This window comes from Komagataeibacter medellinensis NBRC 3288 (assembly GCF_000182745.2).
Taxonomy (GTDB): Bacteria; Pseudomonadota; Alphaproteobacteria; order Acetobacterales; family Acetobacteraceae; genus Komagataeibacter; species Komagataeibacter medellinensis.
In genome coordinates this window covers 1,545,381-1,564,761 of sequence record NC_016027.1, presented here as the reverse complement: position 1 = coordinate 1,564,761, position 19,381 = coordinate 1,545,381, and the positions used below count along the sequence as shown (strand labels likewise).

18 protein-coding genes, 1 tRNA gene and 1 riboswitch are annotated in these 19,381 nt (G+C 61.7%); of the genes, 3 read left to right on the top strand and 16 right to left on the bottom strand.

The genetic code is table 11. The features are described from left to right. Positions 1 to 175 precede the first annotated feature (175 nt). Complete coding sequence (locus tag GLX_RS07170; RefSeq protein ID WP_014105321.1) at positions 176 to 1,159, bottom strand: phosphotransferase enzyme family protein; 984 nt, start codon at positions 1,157 to 1,159, stop codon at positions 176 to 178. 45 nt (positions 1,160 to 1,204) lie between these two features. Then, complete coding sequence (locus GLX_RS07165) at positions 1,205 to 2,659, bottom strand: carbohydrate porin (protein WP_228391403.1); 1,455 nt, start codon at positions 2,657 to 2,659, stop codon at positions 1,205 to 1,207. A 287-nt stretch (positions 2,660 to 2,946) separates the two neighbouring features. Between GLX_RS07165 and moaB the strand changes: the two genes are divergently transcribed. Together moaB and GLX_RS07155 are read left to right on the top strand one after the other, a co-directional pair. Then, positions 2,947 to 3,498 (top strand): molybdenum cofactor biosynthesis protein B, encoded by a 552-nt coding sequence (gene moaB, locus GLX_RS07160; RefSeq protein ID WP_014105319.1) that lies wholly within the window; start codon positions 2,947 to 2,949, stop codon positions 3,496 to 3,498. A gap of 24 nt (positions 3,499 to 3,522) precedes the next feature. Beyond that, entirely contained in the window at positions 3,523 to 4,098 is a 576-nt protein-coding gene (locus GLX_RS07155) for a DJ-1/PfpI family protein (RefSeq protein ID WP_014105318.1), read from the top strand. Between the two features lie 202 nt (positions 4,099 to 4,300). Here the strand turns inward: GLX_RS07155 and folE are convergent, their stop codons facing one another. The 3 genes from folE to metZ form a co-directional block, all read right to left on the bottom strand. Next, a complete protein-coding gene (gene folE, locus GLX_RS07150; protein ID WP_014105317.1) occupies positions 4,301 to 4,906 on the bottom strand; it encodes a GTP cyclohydrolase I FolE in 606 nt (201 codons plus the stop codon). Positions 4,907 to 4,948: 42 nt separating this feature from the next. Then, the gene (gene apaG / locus GLX_RS07145; protein ID WP_041247694.1) at positions 4,949 to 5,359 is read right to left on the bottom strand and encodes a Co2+/Mg2+ efflux protein ApaG; all 411 of its coding nucleotides are present in this window, start codon (positions 5,357 to 5,359) and stop codon (positions 4,949 to 4,951) included. A gap of 86 nt (positions 5,360 to 5,445) precedes the next feature. Further along, positions 5,446 to 6,648 (bottom strand): O-succinylhomoserine sulfhydrylase, encoded by a 1,203-nt coding sequence (gene metZ, locus GLX_RS07140; RefSeq protein WP_014105315.1) that lies wholly within the window; start codon positions 6,646 to 6,648, stop codon positions 5,446 to 5,448. A 134-nt stretch (positions 6,649 to 6,782) separates the two neighbouring features. Further along, positions 6,783 to 6,863: riboswitch (SAM riboswitch) on the bottom strand. Positions 6,864 to 6,979: 116 nt separating this feature from the next. Here metZ and GLX_RS07135 point away from each other — a divergent pair. Then, positions 6,980 to 7,053: transfer RNA gene (locus tag GLX_RS07135), tRNA-Gly, on the top strand. 99 nt (positions 7,054 to 7,152) lie between these two features. Here the strand turns inward: GLX_RS07135 and GLX_RS07130 are convergent. The 11 genes from GLX_RS07130 to GLX_RS07080 form a co-directional block, all read right to left on the bottom strand. Continuing rightward, a complete protein-coding gene (locus GLX_RS07130; RefSeq protein ID WP_231850425.1) occupies positions 7,153 to 7,653 on the bottom strand; it encodes a hypothetical protein in 501 nt (166 codons plus the stop codon). A 140-nt stretch (positions 7,654 to 7,793) separates the two neighbouring features. After that, positions 7,794 to 8,465: a PqiC family protein gene (locus GLX_RS07125; protein ID WP_014105313.1), complete on the bottom strand. Its 672-nt coding sequence runs from the start codon at positions 8,463 to 8,465 to the stop codon at positions 7,794 to 7,796. After that, positions 8,462 to 9,418 carry an MlaD family protein gene (locus GLX_RS07120; RefSeq protein WP_014105312.1) on the bottom strand — a complete coding sequence of 319 codons (957 nt, stop codon included), beginning with the start codon at positions 9,416 to 9,418 and terminating at the stop codon, positions 8,462 to 8,464. The genes GLX_RS07125 and GLX_RS07120 overlap by 4 nt, the downstream gene beginning before the upstream one ends. A 5-nt stretch (positions 9,419 to 9,423) precedes the next feature. After that, complete coding sequence (locus GLX_RS07115) at positions 9,424 to 10,242, bottom strand: ABC transporter ATP-binding protein (protein WP_014105311.1); 819 nt, start codon at positions 10,240 to 10,242, stop codon at positions 9,424 to 9,426. A 5-nt stretch (positions 10,243 to 10,247) separates the two neighbouring features. Continuing rightward, entirely contained in the window at positions 10,248 to 11,384 is a 1,137-nt protein-coding gene (locus GLX_RS07110; protein WP_193360661.1) for an ABC transporter permease, read from the bottom strand. Positions 11,385 to 11,611: 227 nt separating this feature from the next. Beyond that, positions 11,612 to 12,664, bottom strand: coding sequence for a hypothetical protein (locus GLX_RS07105; RefSeq protein WP_014105309.1), 1,053 nt, complete (start codon positions 12,662 to 12,664; stop codon positions 11,612 to 11,614). Between the two features lie 5 nt (positions 12,665 to 12,669). After that, the gene (locus GLX_RS07100; RefSeq protein WP_050856097.1) at positions 12,670 to 13,416 is read right to left on the bottom strand and encodes a 2OG-Fe dioxygenase family protein; all 747 of its coding nucleotides are present in this window, start codon (positions 13,414 to 13,416) and stop codon (positions 12,670 to 12,672) included. Continuing rightward, positions 13,397 to 16,000, bottom strand: coding sequence for a mechanosensitive ion channel domain-containing protein (locus GLX_RS07095; RefSeq protein WP_014105307.1), 2,604 nt, complete (start codon positions 15,998 to 16,000; stop codon positions 13,397 to 13,399). The genes GLX_RS07100 and GLX_RS07095 overlap by 20 nt, the downstream gene beginning before the upstream one ends. Positions 16,001 to 16,192: 192 nt before the next feature. Next, positions 16,193 to 16,798 (bottom strand): RDD family protein, encoded by a 606-nt coding sequence (locus GLX_RS07090; protein WP_014105306.1) that lies wholly within the window; start codon positions 16,796 to 16,798, stop codon positions 16,193 to 16,195. 109 nt (positions 16,799 to 16,907) lie between these two features. Beyond that, on the bottom strand, positions 16,908 to 18,143 hold the full coding sequence (argJ, locus tag GLX_RS07085) for a bifunctional glutamate N-acetyltransferase/amino-acid acetyltransferase ArgJ (protein ID WP_014105305.1): 1,236 nt from the start codon (positions 18,141 to 18,143) through the stop codon (positions 16,908 to 16,910). Positions 18,144 to 18,239: 96 nt separating this feature from the next. After that, complete coding sequence (locus GLX_RS07080) at positions 18,240 to 19,115, bottom strand: peptidylprolyl isomerase (RefSeq protein WP_081477880.1); 876 nt, start codon at positions 19,113 to 19,115, stop codon at positions 18,240 to 18,242. Between the last annotated feature and the right edge of the window lie 266 nt (positions 19,116 to 19,381).

The following is a 19,381-nucleotide window of genomic DNA, read 5'->3' as shown; positions in this document are numbered from 1 at the left end:
CATTTAATTTACTATATTGAACTTATGGCCTTAGTGTCCGGTTATGCTTTGTTATCGCCAAAACTTTCTAAAAGTTAACCTGCGTAGTTTGAGAGCACAGGTGAATTAAAAAAATATCTAATTATCATAATTAATGATTAATTTTATTTATTTTTATAATTAATTGGTGGGCAGCTTACCCGATATGCCTGAACAACTGCCCCCTGTCCCACGCGCGGCACAGGTCCAGCGTGCGGGCAAGCCAGTCCGTGCCCAGGCTACGCACCTGTGCGGTGTGGCGGTGCGTTCCGGTCCAGGCCAGTAGCTGGATCCGGCGCTGGATGACGAGGGCGGGCAGGATACGCAGGTCAGCGGTTTCCAGTTGCCCGTAGCTGCCATAGCCCTTCAGCCAGTGATCGACCCAACGGGGGGCCTGGGCATGGTCTTCATGGAAACTCAGGGCTGCGGCCAGGTCCTGCATGAACCAGCTCAGCCCGCAGTCATCAAAATCGATCAGGCGTGTCTCTGCGCCGCTGACCAGCAGGTTGGCCAGTCGCAGGTCCGCATGGATCAGCCCGAAGCGGTGTGGCCGGGTGCCGTACTGCGCCAGTTCCGTTCCCACACGCGTCAGGCAGTGCGCGATCAGGTCACGCGCGGTCATATCCATGCCTGGTACAGTCTGCCATTGGCCCCATAAGGCATCAGAACCGGTCATGGTGGCCGGTATCCATGCCTTGCGGGTAAAGCCCATGGGGCGTTCCCATGCGCGGCTGTGGGCATGCAGCCGGGCTGTAATGCGCCCCAGCCGCCGGAAGGCGACCGGGTCGATGTCGGTTGTGGGTTCGGTGCCCTCCATCCATGCAAACAGTACGGCATGGCGGGGGGGGGCATCCGTGCCGGGCAGGGTAAGGATACGCGTCCCGTCACGGGCAGGCAGGGGGCGGGGCACGTCCAGCCCGGTCGTAAGCAGGGCATCAAGCCATGCCAGTTCGCTGCCTATTTCAGCCACGTCATGATAGCCCGGCCGGTGCAGGCGCAGCGCGTAACGCATACCGCCGGAGGCATCGATACGGAAGATCACGTTTTCTGAAATGGAAATCAGACGGCAGTGCGCATCGTGCAGTGCATGGGGGGCGAGTGCCAGACGGGCAAGGTGGTACAGGGAAGCGTGATCGGTCATGATCCGCCTCCCATATCGTGGAAGCAGGCCCGGATGAAGAGTGGATTACAGGATGCAGTTGAACTGCAGGCCCATTACCGCCGCATCGTGGTAGGTGGTGGTGCCGCCGGGACGGTTGATGTACTGGAAGTCGGGCTGGAAGCTCATGCCGCGCGCGGTATGGATGTTGTAGAACACTTCATACACGTTCTCATGCGTCTGGATGCCCCAGACCCTGCCCCACTGGTTGTTCAGGAAGGGCGTGCCAGCCAGCACCGAGGATTCCTGCTGCAGGATCGAGGCGCGGCTCATCTCGTAATAGTGGAACATCGCACCCACCGTATCCAGCGGGCGCCCCCATCGCGCGCCCGTCTCCACCAGACCGGCCCAGGTATGGTCCTTCATGGCCGAGACCTTGCCCGAGGTATACATGTAGCCCGCCAGCAGGATCAGGCCATTGGTCGGGCCTGCGCCATTGCGCATGATCATCTGGTCGGCTTGGAACCAGGCGGTGCTGACCCCGGACTGCTTGCGGAAGGGCCGGCCCGTCAGCACGGCAGAGTTGCCGTTGATGTCCGAAAACAGGTCATTGTACTGCGAATTATCATAACCATAGCCCGCCTTGTAGTGACCGGCCAGGTGGTTGCGGCCGAATTCGGGCAGCCAGCCGATTTCCACCGGGGTGGAGAACTTGCCAAGGCCGCTCTGTGCCCATGACCAGCCGGAAATACCACCGTTATATGAGTGGGGCGATACGGCGAACATGCTGGCCATGATGTAGGTATCAACCGTGGGCATGACACGCATCACCACACCCAGGTTGCCCGAAGGCCAGTCACGCCCGCCCGGCACGTATTTGCCCGGTGCGGGGTTACCGCAGATCGATACGTTCATGAAGTCACAGAACAGGGGGGAAGCGGCAAAGAAGCTGCCTACCGGAATCCAGCCCGCGCTGATATCCAGCCGGTTATGGAACAGCGACTGTTCAGCATACATGTACACCAGATGTGCGACCACATTACCACGGGCGCCATAGATCTGCTGCACCCCGGCAAGCGAATCGTGAATGTAATCCGTACTGGCATTACGGCCATGACCGTTTACGATCATGGTATGGGTCCAGAAATTCTTGGGTGCGCCCGCCAGCTTGTTCCAGTCGATATCGATTTCCACACCAACCTGGCCCGCATCGGTCACCCCCTGCTTGGCGCCACCACGGAAGTTACCGGCCAGTTCCTCATGCACGTCGGCTTCAATATGCACGCCGTGCTTGATCAGGAAGGGTTGCAGCCCGGCCCAGTCACCAAAAAAATGCTGGTTGCCGTATGGGGCGCTGAAGAACGATCCCGGATCGTTCACCTTTACATTACGGCGGGAGTTGACATTGAGGCTGGGCTGCGAGCCGATAACCCCCTGCCCCTCACCGGGAATGGCCTGGGCCGAAGCGCCTTCGCATAATGCAAAAAGTGCAAGAAAAAATAGGGGGAGCGATACAACAAAGCGGGGGAATGTTCTGGTCATTCGCATATCGGTAGCATATTTCATGCCGTTTATAAACCTTGGACGGGAATTTATATAAAAACTAATGGTTTGTAAAATAACGGTAAAGGCATTTTTTTTGTTATATCAATATATTTATGTAGAGTTCCACTATTCCTTGTCACATTTTTTTGTGCAACGCACAAATACATCAGAACTTCGTGTTTGTTCTGGAATATTACTCGCCCTGGCAATTTCGTTCCGCCCCGTTCCGGTACCGTCACAGGCAACCGTTGACGCCACGGCACGGGAATGGTGAACATGGCGCCATGTCACGACTTGATATGAAAAAGCCCTTCCTGCCCGTTCGCATTGCGGTACTGACGGTGTCCGACACCCGCACGCCGGAAACGGACAGGTCAGGCGATATACTGGCCGCGCGCATTACGGCAGCGGGCCACGTTGTTGCCGCCCGCGCCATCGTGCCCGATGACGCGGCGCAACTGGCCGCCACCCTGTCGGGCTGGATTGCGGATAACGGGGTAGATGTTGTCATCTCCACAGGCGGGACGGGGGTGACGGGGCGCGATGTTACGCCCGAGGCGTTCGATCAGGTGATTGAAAAGCGCATAGAAGGCTTTGGCGAACTGTTCCGCATGTTGTCGTACCAGAAGATCGGCACCTCCACCATCCAGTCCCGTGCGCTGGCGGGAGTGGCGAACGGGACCTACCTGTTCGCACTGCCCGGCTCGTCCGGCGCGGTGAAGGACGGGTGGGATGACATCCTGGTCTGGCAACTCGACAGCCGCCATGTGCCCTGCAACTTTGTTGAACTCATGCCCCGCCTGCGCGAGCACCTTCCTCCTGCAGCCCATGACTGATCCATAACGGGAAAGATACGGAATATGAGCACGCCTCGGCTCCTGCTGCTGGCAGGCGATTATGTGGAAGATTACGAGATCATGGTGCCCTATCAGGCGCTGGTCATGCTGGGCTACCAGGTGGATACGGTCTGTCCTGGCCGTAGGAAGGGCGAGTATGTCCTGACCGCCATCCATGATTTTGAAGGCGCGCAGACCTACAGCGAAAAACCCGGCCACCGTTTTGTGCTTAATGCAGATTTTGATACCATCAACCATGCCGATTATGCGGGTCTGATCCTGCCCGGCGGGCGGGCGCCGGAATACCTGCGGCTTGACCCGCGCGTGATCGAGCTGGTTCGCGCCTTTGCCGACCGTCCGCTCGCCGCGATCTGCCATGCAGCCCAATTGCTGGCAGCCGCCCGGATTGTTGAAGGACGCCGGGTTTCGGCCTATCCCGCCTGTCGCCCGGATGTGGAACTGGCCGGGGGCATCTATGCGGATATTGCGATTGATGCCGCCGTGACCGATGGCACGCTGGTTACGGCCCCCGCATGGCCGGCCCACCCGGCCTGGCTGGCCCAGTTCATTGCCGTGCTTGGGGCGCAGGTCACGCTGTAAGAAATTGTCCTAGAACGGTGGATTGATAAAAAAATAGAAGTTTTCGGGTGCCGCCTTTTTTCAAAAAGGTGGCGTTCTTTGAAGCTTTTGAAAAAAGCTTCACCAAAAACTTTTATCATTTTAGGGTATCAGCGGGTCTGCCTTTTCAGGCAGACCCGGAATATTGCACAAGGCAGGCCAGTCCTGCCACCAGTGCCCGTATTCAGATCCCGGTGCCGTTCATGGCCGGACGGTTCAGAATCGACAGGAATTCCCGCCGTGTGTCGGAATTGGTGCGGAATGTGCCTAGCATGCGACTGGTCACCATGGATACGCCGGGGCGGTGCACGCCGCGCGTAGTCATGCACTGGTGGGCGGCCTCGATCACCACGCCTACGCCATAGGGCTGGAGTTCGTCATTGATGGTGTTGGCGATCTGGGCCGTCAGGCGTTCCTGTATCTGGAAACGGCGGGCATAAGCGTCCACCACCCGGGCCAGCTTGGAAATGCCCACAACCCGCCTGCGCGGCAGGTAGGCCACATGCGCTACGCCAATAATGGGCACCATGTGGTGCTCGCAGTGACTCTCCACGCGGATATCACGCAGCAGGACCATCTCGTCATAATCCGCTACTTCCGAAAAGGTGCGGCGTAGCATTTCCGCAGGGTCTTCCGCGTAGCCGCAGAAAAACTCGCCGTAGGATTTCACGACTCGCGCGGGCGTATCAAGCAGGCCTTCGCGGCCAGGGTCCTCGCCTGCCCAGCGTAGCAGGGTCCGTACAGCTTCTTCGGCGTCCGCTCGGGTGGGACGGGTGTCAATGGGGGTCATGGTGTCGGTTCTTGTTGCAGGGAGAGGAAACCGGGCCGGAACCTAATGCAGGATGGCCGGGTGGTGGGGGCTATCCAGGCTGAAGACGGGAATGCTGACATCAAAATGCTGCCGGCTGGCCGGGCGGATCATGTGATACATGCCGCCCATGAAGCCAGTCGGCGTTTCCAGTGCGGCGCCTGACATGTATTCAAAACTGCCACTGGCGTCGATCAGTGGTTGTTCGCCCACCACACCTTCGCCATCCACCCGGTCGATCCGGCCCTGCCCGTCCACGATGCGCCAACTGCGACGCAGGAGCTGGATCTGTTCGGTGCCGTGGTTTTCGATCCGTACCCGATAGGCCCACACATAGCGGTGCTCATCAGGTTCGGACTGGTCATCAAGCCAGAAAGTCTGGACAACAACACGGACGCCGTCCGTCATTGCCTCGAAACAGGGGACATTATCCATTGACACGCCCGGCGGAGAATCCGCCCCTTCCCCGCCGGGGGGAGGAAAATGCCTGTTCTTGCTCATGAAACGGCGGTGCTCCTGTCTTATCGTTTGGCCAGCGCCGCAAGGCCACGGCGCAGATCATCGATCAGGTCATCGGCATCTTCCAGCCCCACGGAAAAGCGGATTGCCCCGTCATTGATGCCAAGGCGGGCCCGGTCCTCGGGCGTCAGCTTCATGTGGGTGGTGGTGGCCGGATGTGTGACAAGCGAGCGCGCATCGCCAAGGTTGTTGGAAATCGAGATCAGGCGCAGCGCGTTCATGAAGGCAAATGCCCCCGCCTTGCCGCCTTCGACCTCAAAGGCAACCAGAGTGGAACCGGCCGACATCTGCTTTTTCGCCACTGCGTATTGCGGGTGGTCCTTGCGGCCCGGATAGAACACGCGCCTGATGCCTGGTGCCTCAGCCAGGAAGTCGGCCACCTTTGCCGCGTTCCTGGTCATGGCGTCGACACGCAGCGCCAGGGTCTCGATACTTTTCAGCATGACCCAGGCATTGAAGGGCGAGATGGAATTGCCGGTATTGCGTGCAAACGGGCGCAGTACCGCGTCAATCCACTTAGCCGTGCCCAGCACGGCGCCACCCAGTACGCGGCCCTGACCGTCAATATGCTTGGTGCAAGAATACACCACTACATCGGCACCCAGTTCCAGCGGCTTCTGGTACAGCGGCGTTGCAAAGACGTTGTCTACCACCACAGTTGCACCCGCCTTGTGGGCCAGATCGCAGATCATGCGGATGTCGAGCACATCAAGCATCGGGTTGGACGGGCTTTCCAGCAGCACGGCGCGTGTGGGTTTGGCCAGTGCTTCCTGCCAGGCGGCCATGTCGCCACCATCCACGAAGACCGTCTCCACCCCGTAGCGCGGCAGCAGTTCGGCCACGATCCAGTGGCACGAACCGAACAGCGCGCGTGAGGCCACGACCCGGTCGCCCGCGCGCACCTGCGCCAGCAGCGCGCATGAGACCGCGCCCATGCCCGTTGAGGTCAGGACACAGGATTCAGCACCTTCCACATCGCACAGGCGGCGTTCGAGGTTGGATACGGTCGGGTTGCCGAAGCGGCTGTACTGGTAGTGCGACACATCACCGGTAAAGGTGCCTTCCGCCTGCTCTGCGCTGTCATATACAAAGCCCGAGGTCAGGAACATCGCCTCGCTGGTTTCACCATAGGGCGTGCGCTCAATGCCTGCATTGATCAGGCGAGTAGCCGGGCGGAAGGATCTGGGATCAGGCTGGTCAGTCATGGTTGGTGGTCATTCCTGTGTACAGGGTGGACGGGACAGGCAGGCAAGGGCCAGCCCCGGTTCATGGCCCGGCGGCACGCCCCACCTGAAGCGGTTCACAACCGTGGAAACCAGATGCCCGCGCCCTGACAGAACGGTAGCGGTATCAGGCCTCTTTAGCGCGTATGTTTAACCTCGCCGCAAGCCGGCCGTATCAAATCGCGAGGGTCGGACGGATCATTCGCCCAGACAAGCATGCTTATTGCGGATCAGGGCACGGTGCGTCAACTGCCGCTCTGTCGGGCAGGGTGATTGCATAAGCGGCATTTGTGCAGTATAGAGGGGCCAGCGTGCGGGTGTAGTTCAATGGTAGAACGGCAGCTTCCCAAGCTGCATACGAGGGTTCGATTCCCTTCACCCGCTCCATTTTCCATTTAAATACAGCCTATTGATGGCTATCCGCGTGGCTAGACCGCATGCTCGGTCCATGTGTCGGCACAGGGATGCAACGTGTCCTGTATTTCTCTATGGCTGTTCTGCCGGTGCAGGTTGGGTGGTGGCCTGTGTGTCGGCATAGGTTGTACCGTTCCAGACCCAGCGGTCCGTGCTGTCGACCAGCAGGTCATGCATGCCGCCATGTACCTGTGGGGTAATGGTGATCGGCCCACTGACGGAATCCAGCACCCGGGTCCACTTGCCACCATCGCGCAGGTAGACCGAGGTCACACACCCGGCCGAGCCACACAGGCTGGCGGACTGCACCTGCACGAATAGCCCCATGCGGCGTGGATTGGCGGAAAGCTGGCCCGACCCGGTCAGCAGGACCGGGCGTTCGTGGCTGCCTGCGGCATCACTCAGGTCGGATTCCATCAGGTCGCGTGCCTGCCGGTCCAGTTCGGTGTCGGGATGCTGGGCCAGGATGACCGGCCCCGTCTGCCCCCATGCCGGTCCCGCCAGCCCCATGGCAAGCAGGGCCGCCATGATGGTGCTGCGGGTGCGAAGGGGGGAGGAGGGGACAGGCGGCAAGATGGCTACTCCGGCAGGTTATTTATGCGGTGTCCATCCAATCAATGCCAGTCCTGCCCGAAGGTTCCCCATATATACGCGGACCGGACTCCGGCTGTGCTGCGGTGCCGGATGGTCCGGGCGGCGTAGGGGCTGGTGGTTCAGTTCCGGCTGCGGTGGTGCGGGGCTATGGCCTGTGGGCTGCCCGTGCCGGGCCAACTGGCTTCGATCCGGTTGGTCAGTTCGTTCAGCAGGTTTTCCGTTACACTGGCAATGTTGGCATTGCTGGCGGTATTGCCGTTGGTAACGATGACGGTGCGGTTGCGCAGGATGGAGGCACGCGGGTCCTGCGGAATGATGGCCCAGTCCGCGTTCAGCGCCGACTGGCCATCGCGGCTTACGTCAAGCCGGCTGATATTGAGCTGTAGCCTCCATGTGGGGCGGTCGGGCTGCGGCTGGTCGGTCACGAACATGTCCGACCATTTCTGGGCCAGGCGCGCGGTGATGAGGTCCGTGGCCCCTACCGAAAGGCGGCTTGCCCAGCGACCCAGCCCGCTGCGTTCGATCTCGTGACCATTACGGACCATGATGTCCTGACTATCCAGATAATCGGGCAGGCGGGTACGCTCCACCTCGATCACGGGCGTGCTTTCTGTAATGGGGGTGGTGGCGGTCGTCTGCGCGCCCACGGCCACGGCAGGCGCGCCCAGCGTGTAAAAGCGCACCGGTGCCGAGGAGCACGCCGAGAGCATGGCGGCACAGAGCAGCAGTCCACCTGCGGCCCGCAGGGGCGCATACAGGCGGGAAGGAAAGGCGGACGGGCGCGTTTTCATTGGTTGTGTCCCATTAGCAGAAGTTGTGGATTGCTTTCGACTTCAGTGGCGAATCCGCGCAGCCCGTAGCCTGCTTCCATCACATCACGCATCGTAGCGTTCAGATTCAGCCTGTCACGGGATTGTGGGTCGGTCAGTGCGCGCAGGACGGCCAGTGTCTCACGTGCCTGCGCCATGGTGTGGTGCGTGTTGCTGATCAGTGCCTGCAATTCGGCGCGACGGGCCACGAATTCGCGGTTATTGGTGGTGATCAGCAGGTTAAGACGGTTGATGGTCACGCTGGCATGGTCCGTCACGTCGGTAATGGCCGCGCGGATCTGGCTGGCCGCCGTGCCGGCATGTTCCGATGTGGCGCGGACGCTGGCGATCATGCCGGGCATGTCACGGTCGATGTCCGCCGCTAGCGTGCGGACGCTGGCCAGTGCGGTCAGCAGGTCATTATGGAGTTGCTGGATGGAAGTGGAGACCAGGGTCGCTTCCATTTGTTGGAGTGCTGTCTGGCCCATGGGGATTTCCGGCATGTTCCCCGTCAGGTTGGGATGCAGGCGCTGCGGAACTTTCGGGTCCAGGTCCAGGTCCAGCTCGGTCTGGCCGGTTACCAGGCTGTGCAACACCATTTCGGCGCGTAACCCGTTGGTCAGGAGCGTGGACAGGGCGGGCAGGTCGCCACGGCCCGGTGCATGTGCGGGGTCGAACAGGATATAGACGGGCATGTAGGTGTGGTGGTCCACCGGGTCCACGCGCACCGTAATGCGCTCGACAGCACCCACCGGCACCCCGCGGAAATTGACGGGCGAGCCGATATCCAGCCCGTTGGTCGGGCTTTCAAACACCACGACGGCCTCGGTGCTGCGTCCTGGTATAGGCAGCCAGCCCGTCATCCCCAGTATGGCCAGCGCAATGGCCCCTGCACCCAGAACGGCCGCGCCGATAAGCCTCTGCCTGTCGGCCATGGGGCTTATCCGCCTTCGTGGGGGCTGGAATTGTCCAGCTGCTCACGGTGCATGAAGGCATGAACCATGGGATCGGTGCAGTGATCGCGCAGCCATGTGGGGGAACCATGGGCAATGGCGGTCTTCTGCCCGGCATCAAGGAATATGCCGTCATCGGCAATATGGAACAGGCTGGACAGTTCGTGGCTGACGATGATGATCGTGGCGCCCAGACCGTCGCGCAGGTTCAGGATCAGTTCATCCAGCCGGGCCGAGGTGATCGGGTCCAGACCGGCCGAGGGCTCATCGAAGAACAGGATGTCGGGGTCCAGCGATATGGCGCGCGCCAGTCCCGCGCGCTTGCGCATGCCGCCGCTGAGTTCGGAGGGGTACTGATCAATGGCCTGTAGCATGCCCACCAGCCCCAGCTTGAGCTCTACCATCTGCCGGATGACCGAAGGTTCCAGTTTGGTAAACATCTGCATGGGCAGCGCCACGTTCTCACCCACGGTCATGGAGCTCCATAGCGCCCCGCTCTGGAACAGCACGCCAAAGCGCCGACCGATACCGATACGGTCCGCATCATTACCCGCCCAGTAATTGTCCTTTCCCACCAGGTAGTTGCCTTTGGTGGGCCGCAGCAGGCCGATCATGCTTTTGAGCAGGGTGCTCTTGCCGCAGCCTGACCCCCCCATCACGGCAAAAACGCTGCCGCGCTTTACTTCAAAGGACACGTCGTGCTGGATCACCTTGGAGCCGAAGGCCAGTGTCACGTCCTTCACCGAAATCATGACCGGGCGGGTATCATCGGGGGCGGAGGGCATCTGGTTGTGTACGTCGTTCATGGCGGTCAGATTCCGATTACGTTGGCAATAACCGCGAATACCGCATCCAGCGCGATCACACCCACAATGCCCACCACCACCGCCTTGGTCGCGGCAATGCCCACATCGGCGGCGCTCCGTCCGGCCTTCAGACCGATGCGGCAACTGGTCAGGCCAACAAATACGCCAAACACCAGGCTCTTGATGAATCCGAAGGTAAACTGGTCCAGCGGCAGTGCCTGTAGTGTTTCATGGAAATAGCCCAGCGGCGAGACATGCAGCATGATGAACGAGACAACAAACCCGCCCAGCATGCCGATCAGGCAGCCGTAAAGGTACAGCAGCGGCATGGTGAAGCCCAGCGCCAGCACTGAAGGCAGGATCAGGTAACTGGCAATGGGAATGCCAAACACCTGCAGGGCGTCGATCTCCTCATTTGCCTGCATGGTGGAAATGCGCGCGGCATAGGCGCCACCGGTGCGGCCCGCCATGATGATGGCGGTCATGACAGCCGACATCTCGCGCACCATGGCAATGGCCACAAGGCTTGCGACATAGATATCGGCGGCGAATTTATGCAGTTCCACCGACCCCACGAAGGCCAGGATCGCGCCGACCAGGAAGTTCACCACGCCCACGATCAGCAGTGCCGCAGGGCCGGCGGCGGCAAGGTCGGACATGAGATCGACGGTCCGCATCATCCCCCGGCCCACCAGCGCGGCAATGCCGCCACGGGCGGCGGCGGTCCCCATTTCGCTCACGCAGCCGATCTCGTTGAGCGTATCGAGCGTAAACTGTCCCACCGCCGTCACCGGGGCGAAGGTGCGGGGCGGGGGCGGCGTGGGAGTTGGCGGGATTTCAGGCAGCAGGTCGAGCAGCTTGTGGGCGGATTCGGGCAGGGTATCGATGCGGAAATCCACATGGGCTTCGCGCGCGCTGCGCTTGAGTTCCCACAGGAAACTGATCAGCGACGTGTCCCACTTGCCAAGCTGTGCGGTATCGAATGCCAGCGCAGTGCCCTGCGGTACATCCTTCAGCCCGCTCTCGGGAAAGGCGGGGACACGTCCTTCCTGTGCGATCCAGTTACCCGACAGGGCAACAAGGGTCCGGTTCGTCTCGGGCTGCAGATGCCATTGCGGCGCACCATTGACGGACGTATTCACCAGCCTCTCCAACCTCAGTGCCGCAATCTGACCGCCCGGTCGCGGGGGCGGCCTGCACAAGACGATCCTGTGCCCTGGCCCCATGCCTGCGGTGTGCCTGTAACCAGAACGGGCATTTCACGCTATCCTGTTTTCCATACCAGATGACCCGCCCGGCACAAGCCCCGCCGCCGGGGAGGCTCCGCGATGGCAGCGCATGGCTTTGGTATCCCCCGGTCTTCAGCAGCCTAGTGCCGGGCGGGCTTGTACAGGATGTCCAGCGCCGGATCGGGCTGGCCGTTACCCGTCACCGCCGTGGTGATCGCCGCGATCACGCGATGGGCGACGGGGATGCGGTAATGGAGCGGGTCCCAGAAACTGTCGCTGTTCAGGGTCAGTGCGCTGTCATGGTTGAAATCCAGCGCGATGGTATTGGGAGTCCGGGCCGCAAGGGCCGTTACCCCCAGCCTGCATGCCTGCAGGCGCGCTGCGGCAACGCTGCCGGTCGGCCCGTGCAGGGTGGCGGATGCGGGTGGGAACCACACGATTTTAAGTGTGGTGGCAGGCATGCGCTCCAGCATGGCGGCCAGCAGGCGCATGCTGGCGGGCGGCGTGTCCGCCATGCCGGGTGGGGCTGGTGCGGTGTTGGGCGGTGCCCAGTGCGCGAATATGGCGGCCACGCGGACGGGGTCGTACTGGCTGTCTGGTGGCACGAAGCTGGCATACCCATCCGTGCCAAAGCGCTGGGCCTTGTGTCCGGTCATCCACAAAAATTCGTTGGCGGCTTCCTGCAGGGCGTACAGGCTGGCCATGTGCAGGTAGCCCTGCCATGCGGGGTGGCCGTACATCCATTCCGGCCAAGGGCGGTTGGGGGTGGTCAGACTGCCGGGACGTTCGTGGCACCAGGCTGCATCAACCCCGATCATGACGGTGCGTGGAGCGCGGTGACTGTGCAGGAAGGCGTCCATCTCACGTTCCTGCTCCCACGGGCTGGCGCTGTTCATGGCCATGTTGAGGAAATGCCCGCCCAGTGCGCGGTCCAGCATGGCGGGCTGCATCAACCTGCTGGTGGAGGTGCCCACCACCACGGAATCAAAGAGCGGGTTCCGTGCCAGGGCGGGCATGGTGTAACGGGCATTTGACGTGACGGGTATGCGTGCAAGCGGCGGGGAGAATGGCAGCACGTTCCACGGGTCCACCATTACGATGAACAGGTAGAGCCCGCCGCCCACCGCCACGATGGTCCCCACCGCCAGCAGGCACAGGCGCCGCCACGCCCTGACCTGCCCCGGTAGGGTCATGTCTTTCATTGGTGGCGGAAAGTCACGACCAGTACGTCGCGGTACGCCGGGCGCGCGGGGTCGAGCGGCCGTACTGCCGTCACCCCGTGATAGACACGGTTGTCATTGACCACTGCCGTATCAAGCGGCTGGTCAAGCATGAAGCCACCAACCGGGCTGCGTTGCAGGTCATGGATCGTGGTTTCGCCAGACATCACGTTCTCGCGCCGGATCATGACAACCATCACCCAGTCCACGCCATCACGATGCAGCCCTTCTGGCGTGGGCTGGCCCGGTGCGTTGTCCAGCGCCTCGATCCGGAACTGGTGGACTTCGGTATGCCAGACATCGGGCAGGTGGGCCGGATCGCTCATGTCGGTCACGATCCGGTGCATGAGGCGCAGGATGGCCAGAAGTGCCGGGTGTGTACCTATCTCCGGCTCCATGGCGCGGAACCAGCGTTCTATCCCGCCATTGAGCTCGTTGTAGTCCCGGCTTTGGTAATGGGGCTGGTGCTTTTTGCGCTGGATGCCCCCGGTATCAATGGCAAAGGTGGCATGGCGGCGGCGGCGGTAGCGCCCGCCATCCGCCATGTAGCGATCCAGACCAAGCCGGTTCCAGCTTGCCGCAAAACTTGCCCACCCACATAGGCCGTACTGTGCCAGCAGTTGCTCCATGTCGCCTGCGGGCACGAAGGCAAAGCCATTTGTGCGCAGTGGCGTCTCCAGCCGCGCCAGCGGCGTCAGGGCCGTGTCACTCACGGGAGGGGTCATTCCCACGGGTTGCGCCAGTCGCCTGCCCGGCCTGCGGAGACGGAAGGGTCGGTGCCGCCCCGGCATCCTTTTTGCCAGCATCATCAGGCTGTGCCGCCTGCGCGGCGATGATGGCGCTGGGTTTTTCCTCCATGTTCATCTGCAGGGCGCCAGCGGGGCCATTGGCCAGCAGGTTGACGGAGGTCGGGATGGGGAACTTGACCTGTTCCTTCACCATGCGCGCGCTCAGGCGGCTGTAGTACTCACGGTAGACCTTCCATTTCGCGCCAGCGGCCGTACGGATGGAGCCAAGGAACTTGGCGCCGTTGCCATCGGCCTGCTCCAGACCCAGATAGGAGAAGTCGGACTTGATCAGTGGGCCAAACACGGGGTCCTTGCGCAGTTCCGAGAGTTCATCCTTCAGGATGGCTGCCACGCGGTGCGGGTTTTCCGACAGGTCAAGCATGAAGCTGACCACCACAAGGTTGTAATCGCGTGAGGTATTGGCGATCGAGGTGACGGAGGAGAACGGGATGATGTGCAGATCCCCGTTCACTGCACGCAGCCGCAGGGTGCGGATGGAAAGATGCTCCACCGTGCCCGCGACACTGCCCGCCGTAACCCAGTCGCCCACCTGCATCGCATTTTCCACCAGCATGAAGAAGCCGGTGATGAAGTCTTTAACAAGGCTTTGCGAACCAAAGGCGATGGCGGCACCCATGATACCCGCACCCGTAAGCAGGGGGGCGACGTTGATGCCGATCTGCGACAGTGTTGTCACGGTGACGATGATGATGATGAAGGTCAGCAGAACCGTGCGGATGATCGGCAGCACCGTGCGCAAGCGGGTTGCGCGCGACGCCTGTTCCGATGTTTCAAAGCGGGTGATCTGGTTCTGCAGTATGGCATTGGCCACTTCCCACACCACGATCGCGATGGTGTAGGCGATCATGATCGTCAGCATGGCGCCCACGATCTTGGTGCCAAGCGAGCCATGCACGAAGAAGCGGATGGCCGGCAGCCCCCAGGACTGGGCCAGCAGCACGATCGTGAAGAATGTTAGCAGCACAGACAGCGTGCGACGTGCGATCGGGTAATAATAGTCAACCCGCCCCTGCAGGCCGGGATAGCGCTTTTCCGTGGCCTCGGGCACATGAAACAGCTTGTTTTGCACACTGAACGCCAGAACAGACAGCAGGCGCGCGCCCAGGATAACCACGATGGTGAGCGATAGCGTACGCAGGATCCACGCATACCCGCCACGGATCTGGGTGGCCCAGACCAGCCACAGTGCGAAATCGAAGAACATGGCCGGAATCCACCAGAAGCGGACCATCTTGCCCACGAACATCCAGAATGGCTTCTGCTGCAGGCGCGCCGAGGGTTGCAGCGCCGCCCCCACATGGTGGCGGATACGCCAGATGAAGATCGCGATCAGGATGTGTTCGATCAGCACCACGGCGCGGATGATGGCTTCCGTGCCGCGCGCGGGCATGGCGAATACACCGCCCAGCGTGGACAGGCACACAACAATGGAAGGCGCCGCGACCAGGAAGTTCCACCACCGCGTAACCATCAGCGCCGTCGTATCGGATGCGCTGCACAGGCGGATGGTAGGGGAATGGGGTACGAATACCGTCTCAAGCAGCAGGTAGATCACGCGCGCAATCACGTAAGCATTGGTCAGTGTGATCGTGACCATTTCTGCCTGGTGGGTCGAGGTTAGCAGTACAGAACCGCCATAACCCAACCCGAAGAACAGCACCACTGGTAGAAGCTTGATCAGGAAATGCAGCAGCGAATAGGGGATGCGCGTGATGATGCGCAGCGTTTCGTGCTTGTGGCGGTCATCCTGCTGGCGGGTCTGCTCGGTCTGCTGTTCCGCTTTGGCGTCGGCGGTGGAAGCGGGCGGAGGGGCAGGCTGGTCCTCTTCATGCTCCTCGGTCATGATGCGCTGATTAAGCCGGGATTCGGTTGCTACCGCGCGCGCGGTTACACTGGCCAGCGTCTTGCGCATGGTAATCGACAGCCCGCGTTCGGCCACCAGCGCCACGATGAAGATGATGCTGGCGCGCGTCAGCGCATCAAGCAGGATCTGGCGCGAATCCGTGTTGGACAGCATGGAGTGGACCCACCGCCCGACAAAGGCCAGGTCCTTGAACAGCGCCATGAAGTTCTCGCCCTGCTGTAGCGCGACATCGCGCATATGGGTCAATTCGTTCATGGTTTCGCTGCTGATGCTGTCGGGCTCGAGCTCCACATCAGCCGCAGCAGCCGGCTTCTTGGCTGGTGTCGGTGTCGGTGTCGGTGTCGGTGCCGCCTGCTGGGCGGGCAGCCCCTTGGCGATGGCATCGAGTGTGTGGGTGAACTCCTCACGCTTTTGCGGGTCATTAAGGACCGAGAGCACCTGCTGGGCCTGCTGGGCGGTCATGACCTGCCCGGTGGCCTGGGCGGGTGTGGTGTCCGCCGCGCGTGCTGGTGTGGTAGTCCATGGCAGCAGTGCCAGCATGAAGGCGGCCAGCACGCTCAGCATGCCATGCCCCCCGCTACGATTGGGGACGGGTCGGGCGGTCGTCATGGAATGGGCCGACATGCCGGTGTTCATCTCCTTTAAATGGCGCAATACCCGGTGTGGCGTATTCCGGGCTTCCCTATGCGGTCATGGCAAAAGGCCCACGCGCATCCCTGCGGGGGCATGCCCTGATACAGCCGGGAAGTATGCAATATCATGCAGTATCAGGGTAAAAGATTACAAAAGACGGCAGAGTTGCATGCATGGCCGCCCTTTTTTGCTACTTCAGCCCCACTGGGGTGGCTGGGGTGCCAGGGCACGGGACTGGCGGCGGATCACGCATGTACCTGCCAGGATGTCATGCAAGCCCTGCTTGCGCTGGGTCCACATGACCATGAGGAAGCCGATGCCCAGGATGAACGCGGAAAGGTATTTTCCAAAATACCGCCCCATGGCGCGGGCCACTGTAATGCGGTTGCCATACAGGTCGGTTACCCGCATGCCACACAGAAGCTTGCCCGGCGTTGCCTGCGCGCGCGAGGCTTCGCACAGGATATAATAGGCGGCGGGCAGGAGGAGGGAGAGAATCTCGAACAGCCCGTTACCATTCCAGTGCAGGTGGGGGATGGTGGAGATGATCGTGTAATCCGCAGGCGTGTAATCCACCGGGTGGATGTAGGAGATGCGGTAATCCCCCCCGCTGCCGCCTGTTGATTGCGGATCGAAGATCGAGACAGAAAGGCTGGGTGGCACGAGCACCAGCCCCAGCAGGGCCAACACCGCCCACAGCACGATGGAATCGATCAGGTAGGCCACGACCCGCATCCAGAACCCGGCATAGGTCCATACGGCCTGCGGATTTGGGTCAGGTCGGAAAAACGGGTTGGTCATGCAGGGCGTTCCTGTCTGGCTGGCATGGGGTTCAACAGCACAGCAATGCCATTGCTCCGGCCTGAACGGAACAGGAAAAAACAGGTGCGCCCTGCTGCCCCTGCGCGGCCTAGCTGCGGTAGGAGCCGTTGATGTCGATATAACCGTGGGTCAGGTCGCAGCCCCAGGCCTGAGCGGTGCCATTGGCCAGACCGATATCAATCCCGATCTCGATTTCCTGACCCTTCATATGGGCAACCACGGGCGTTTCGTCATAGTCCGTCACCACGGTACCATTCTGTGCAATGCAGGTGCCACCTATGCTGACCGAAAGCGTATCGCGGTTGGCGGGTTCGCCACACTTGCCCACAGCCATGACCACGCGGCCCCAGTTGGCGTCTTCTCCCGCTACTGCCGTCTTGACCAGCGGCGAGTTGGCAACCGCCATGGCAATGTTGTGGGCGGACCCGTCCGATACCGCGCCGGTAACGGTGATGTGCATCATTTTGGTCACGCCCTCGCCGTCACGGATGACCAGCAGCGCCAGTTCAAGCAGCAGGGAATCGAGAGCTTCGCGGAATTCCGCCAGTTCCGGCGCATCGGCTTCGGTCACTTCGGCATTGGCCGCCTGCCCGGTGGCAAACAGCAGCAGCATGTCGGACGTGGAGGTATCGGAATCGACCGTAATGCAGTTGAAGCTGTGCCTGACGCCATCATTAAGCAGCGCCTGGATCACGCTGGCGGGCAGTTTGGCATCGGTTGCCACAAAAGCCAGCATGGTGGCCATGTCGGGTGCGATCATGCCGCTGCCCTTGGCAATGCCCTGGATACGCACGGTGGTGCCCCCAATGCGGGCGGTGCGCGTCGCGGCCTTGGGGAAGGTATCGGTGGTCATGATGCCACGCGCGGCATCCGCCCAGCCATGGTCGGACAGCTTGGCGTACAGTCCGGGCAGGGCCGTGGAAATCTTCTGGTAAGGCAGTATCTCGCCAATCACACCGGTGGAGGCGAGGAACACCTCGCTTGCCGGGCAGTTCACCAGGCGTGCGGCATCTGCGGCGTTGGCCTGTGTGGCCTCAAAGCCCGCGCGGCCGGTAAAGACATTGGCGTTGCCCGCATTGACCACCAGTGCGCGTGCCCGCCCGTCGGCCATGGCCGCACGGCACCAGTCCACCGGCGCACCGGGGCATTTGCTGCGGGTATAGACACCTGCCACCGTCGTGCCTGGTGCGAATTCCGCCATGACCAGATCGGTGCGCCCCTTGTAGCGGATGCCAGCCTCAGTCGCGCCAAAGCGCACGCCCGCCAGTGGCGGCAGTTCAGGCAGGGGCCGGGCAAGGGGGGAGACGGGCAGGGCTTTGGCCATGGTCGGTCAGGATCCTGAAATGTGCGGCGGGACGGGAGGGTAAAGACGGAACCGATGCCGCCGGGTAACCCGTAGGCTACCCGGCGGCGGCCCGGATCAGTGGGCTGCGGCTGGCTGGTTTTCGGGCAGCGGCTTGCCGTCGGGGCCAAAGCGGACGACCTTGACCTGTGACAGGGCGTTACTCACGGCCTTCTGCACACCATCCTGGATCAGCTTCTGGCGGATCTGGTCGCGCATGGCATCCAGCGTGGGGGTCGGCGCCGTGCGCTTGCCCAGCACCTGGATCACATGCCAGCCGTACTGGGTGTGCACCGGGGTCTGGCTGAAGCTGTTGGGCTGCATGGCCGATGCCGCATCCCAGAAGGTTGGCAGCATGTCGCCCTTCTTGAACCAGCCCAGATCACCGCCATTCTGCTTGGCCGATCCGGGATCGGTGGACAGTTTGGTGGCAAGCTGTCCAAAATCGGCGCCGCCCTTGAGCTGCTTGATGATGTCGTTGGCTTCCGCCTCGGTCTTGACCAGGATGTGGCGGGCGTGGACTTCTTCCGCACCCGGCTTGTTGGCGTAGTTCTGGTCGTAATACGCCTTCACGGCGTCATCTGTCAGCGTGGGGGCCACCTGGGCGGACAGATAGGCATTCTGCAGCGCATTCTGTGATGCCTGCTGCATCTGCTGCTGCACGTCGGGCTGTTTGTCCAGCCCGGCCTTGGCGGCGGCGACCTGGATGGCGCGCTGGTCAACCAGCTGGTTGAGCAGGATCGGGACAATGACGGTGTCCGGCAGCTTGCGCAGCTGCTCGGGCATCGTGGCCATGGCCTGACGCACGTCGTTGAGGCGGATATCCTGCCCGTTCACGCTGGCGAGCACCGGATTCTGCTCCGCCGTGCCGGTCGCAGCCGGTTTGGTCGGAGCTGGTGCCGGGCCTGCCGCAAGCGCCGGAGGAATAATGAAGGAGGAAGCAAGCAGGGCCATCGTTGCGACAGCCTTTGCCGGACTGATAGTCCGCATGTGCAAAAAACCCTAGTTATGAACGCGTTCGGTAGGCATCATGACGAAGGGCGGCCCCGCCTGCAAGGCCCGGATGGCAGATGGCTGCCCCTTGCGCTTCTTTCATGGCCCTGCGGTCCATCGGTTGACCCGTGGCGGCGTGGGTCCTATCTCATGTTTCCGCGCGGGAATTTTATCCGCCAAGCCTGCCCCGCGTCCGCCGGTCTGTCGCGGGTGGGCGGGACTGTCAT

Coding starts and splice junctions, on each gene's coding strand:
- GLX_RS07165 (WP_228391403.1), bottom strand. CDS start 2,659: ATGACCAGAACATTCCCCCGCTTTGTTGTATCGCTCCCCCTATTTTTT.
- GLX_RS07155 (WP_014105318.1), top strand. CDS start 3,523: ATGAGCACGCCTCGGCTCCTGCTGCTGGCAGGCGATTATGTGGAAGAT.
- GLX_RS07120 (WP_014105312.1), bottom strand. CDS start 9,418: ATGGCCGACAGGCAGAGGCTTATCGGCGCGGCCGTTCTGGGTGCAGGG.
- GLX_RS07095 (WP_014105307.1), bottom strand. CDS start 16,000: ATGAACACCGGCATGTCGGCCCATTCCATGACGACCGCCCGACCCGTC.
- folE (WP_014105317.1), bottom strand. CDS start 4,906: ATGACCCCCATTGACACCCGTCCCACCCGAGCGGACGCCGAAGAAGCT.
- metZ (WP_014105315.1), bottom strand. CDS start 6,648: ATGACTGACCAGCCTGATCCCAGATCCTTCCGCCCGGCTACTCGCCTG.
- argJ (WP_014105305.1), bottom strand. CDS start 18,143: ATGGCCAAAGCCCTGCCCGTCTCCCCCCTTGCCCGGCCCCTGCCTGAA.
- GLX_RS07090 (WP_014105306.1), bottom strand. CDS start 16,798: ATGACCAACCCGTTTTTCCGACCTGACCCAAATCCGCAGGCCGTATGG.
- GLX_RS07170 (WP_014105321.1), bottom strand. CDS start 1,159: ATGACCGATCACGCTTCCCTGTACCACCTTGCCCGTCTGGCACTCGCC.
- GLX_RS07115 (WP_014105311.1), bottom strand. CDS start 10,242: ATGAACGACGTACACAACCAGATGCCCTCCGCCCCCGATGATACCCGC.
- GLX_RS07100 (WP_050856097.1), bottom strand. CDS start 13,416: ATGACCCCTCCCGTGAGTGACACGGCCCTGACGCCGCTGGCGCGGCTG.
- GLX_RS07125 (WP_014105313.1), bottom strand. CDS start 8,465: ATGAAAACGCGCCCGTCCGCCTTTCCTTCCCGCCTGTATGCGCCCCTG.
- apaG (WP_041247694.1), bottom strand. CDS start 5,359: ATGGATAATGTCCCCTGTTTCGAGGCAATGACGGACGGCGTCCGTGTT.
- GLX_RS07080 (WP_081477880.1), bottom strand. CDS start 19,115: ATGGCCCTGCTTGCTTCCTCCTTCATTATTCCTCCGGCGCTTGCGGCA.
- moaB (WP_014105319.1), top strand. CDS start 2,947: ATGTCACGACTTGATATGAAAAAGCCCTTCCTGCCCGTTCGCATTGCG.
- GLX_RS07105 (WP_014105309.1), bottom strand. CDS start 12,664: ATGACCCTACCGGGGCAGGTCAGGGCGTGGCGGCGCCTGTGCCTGCTG.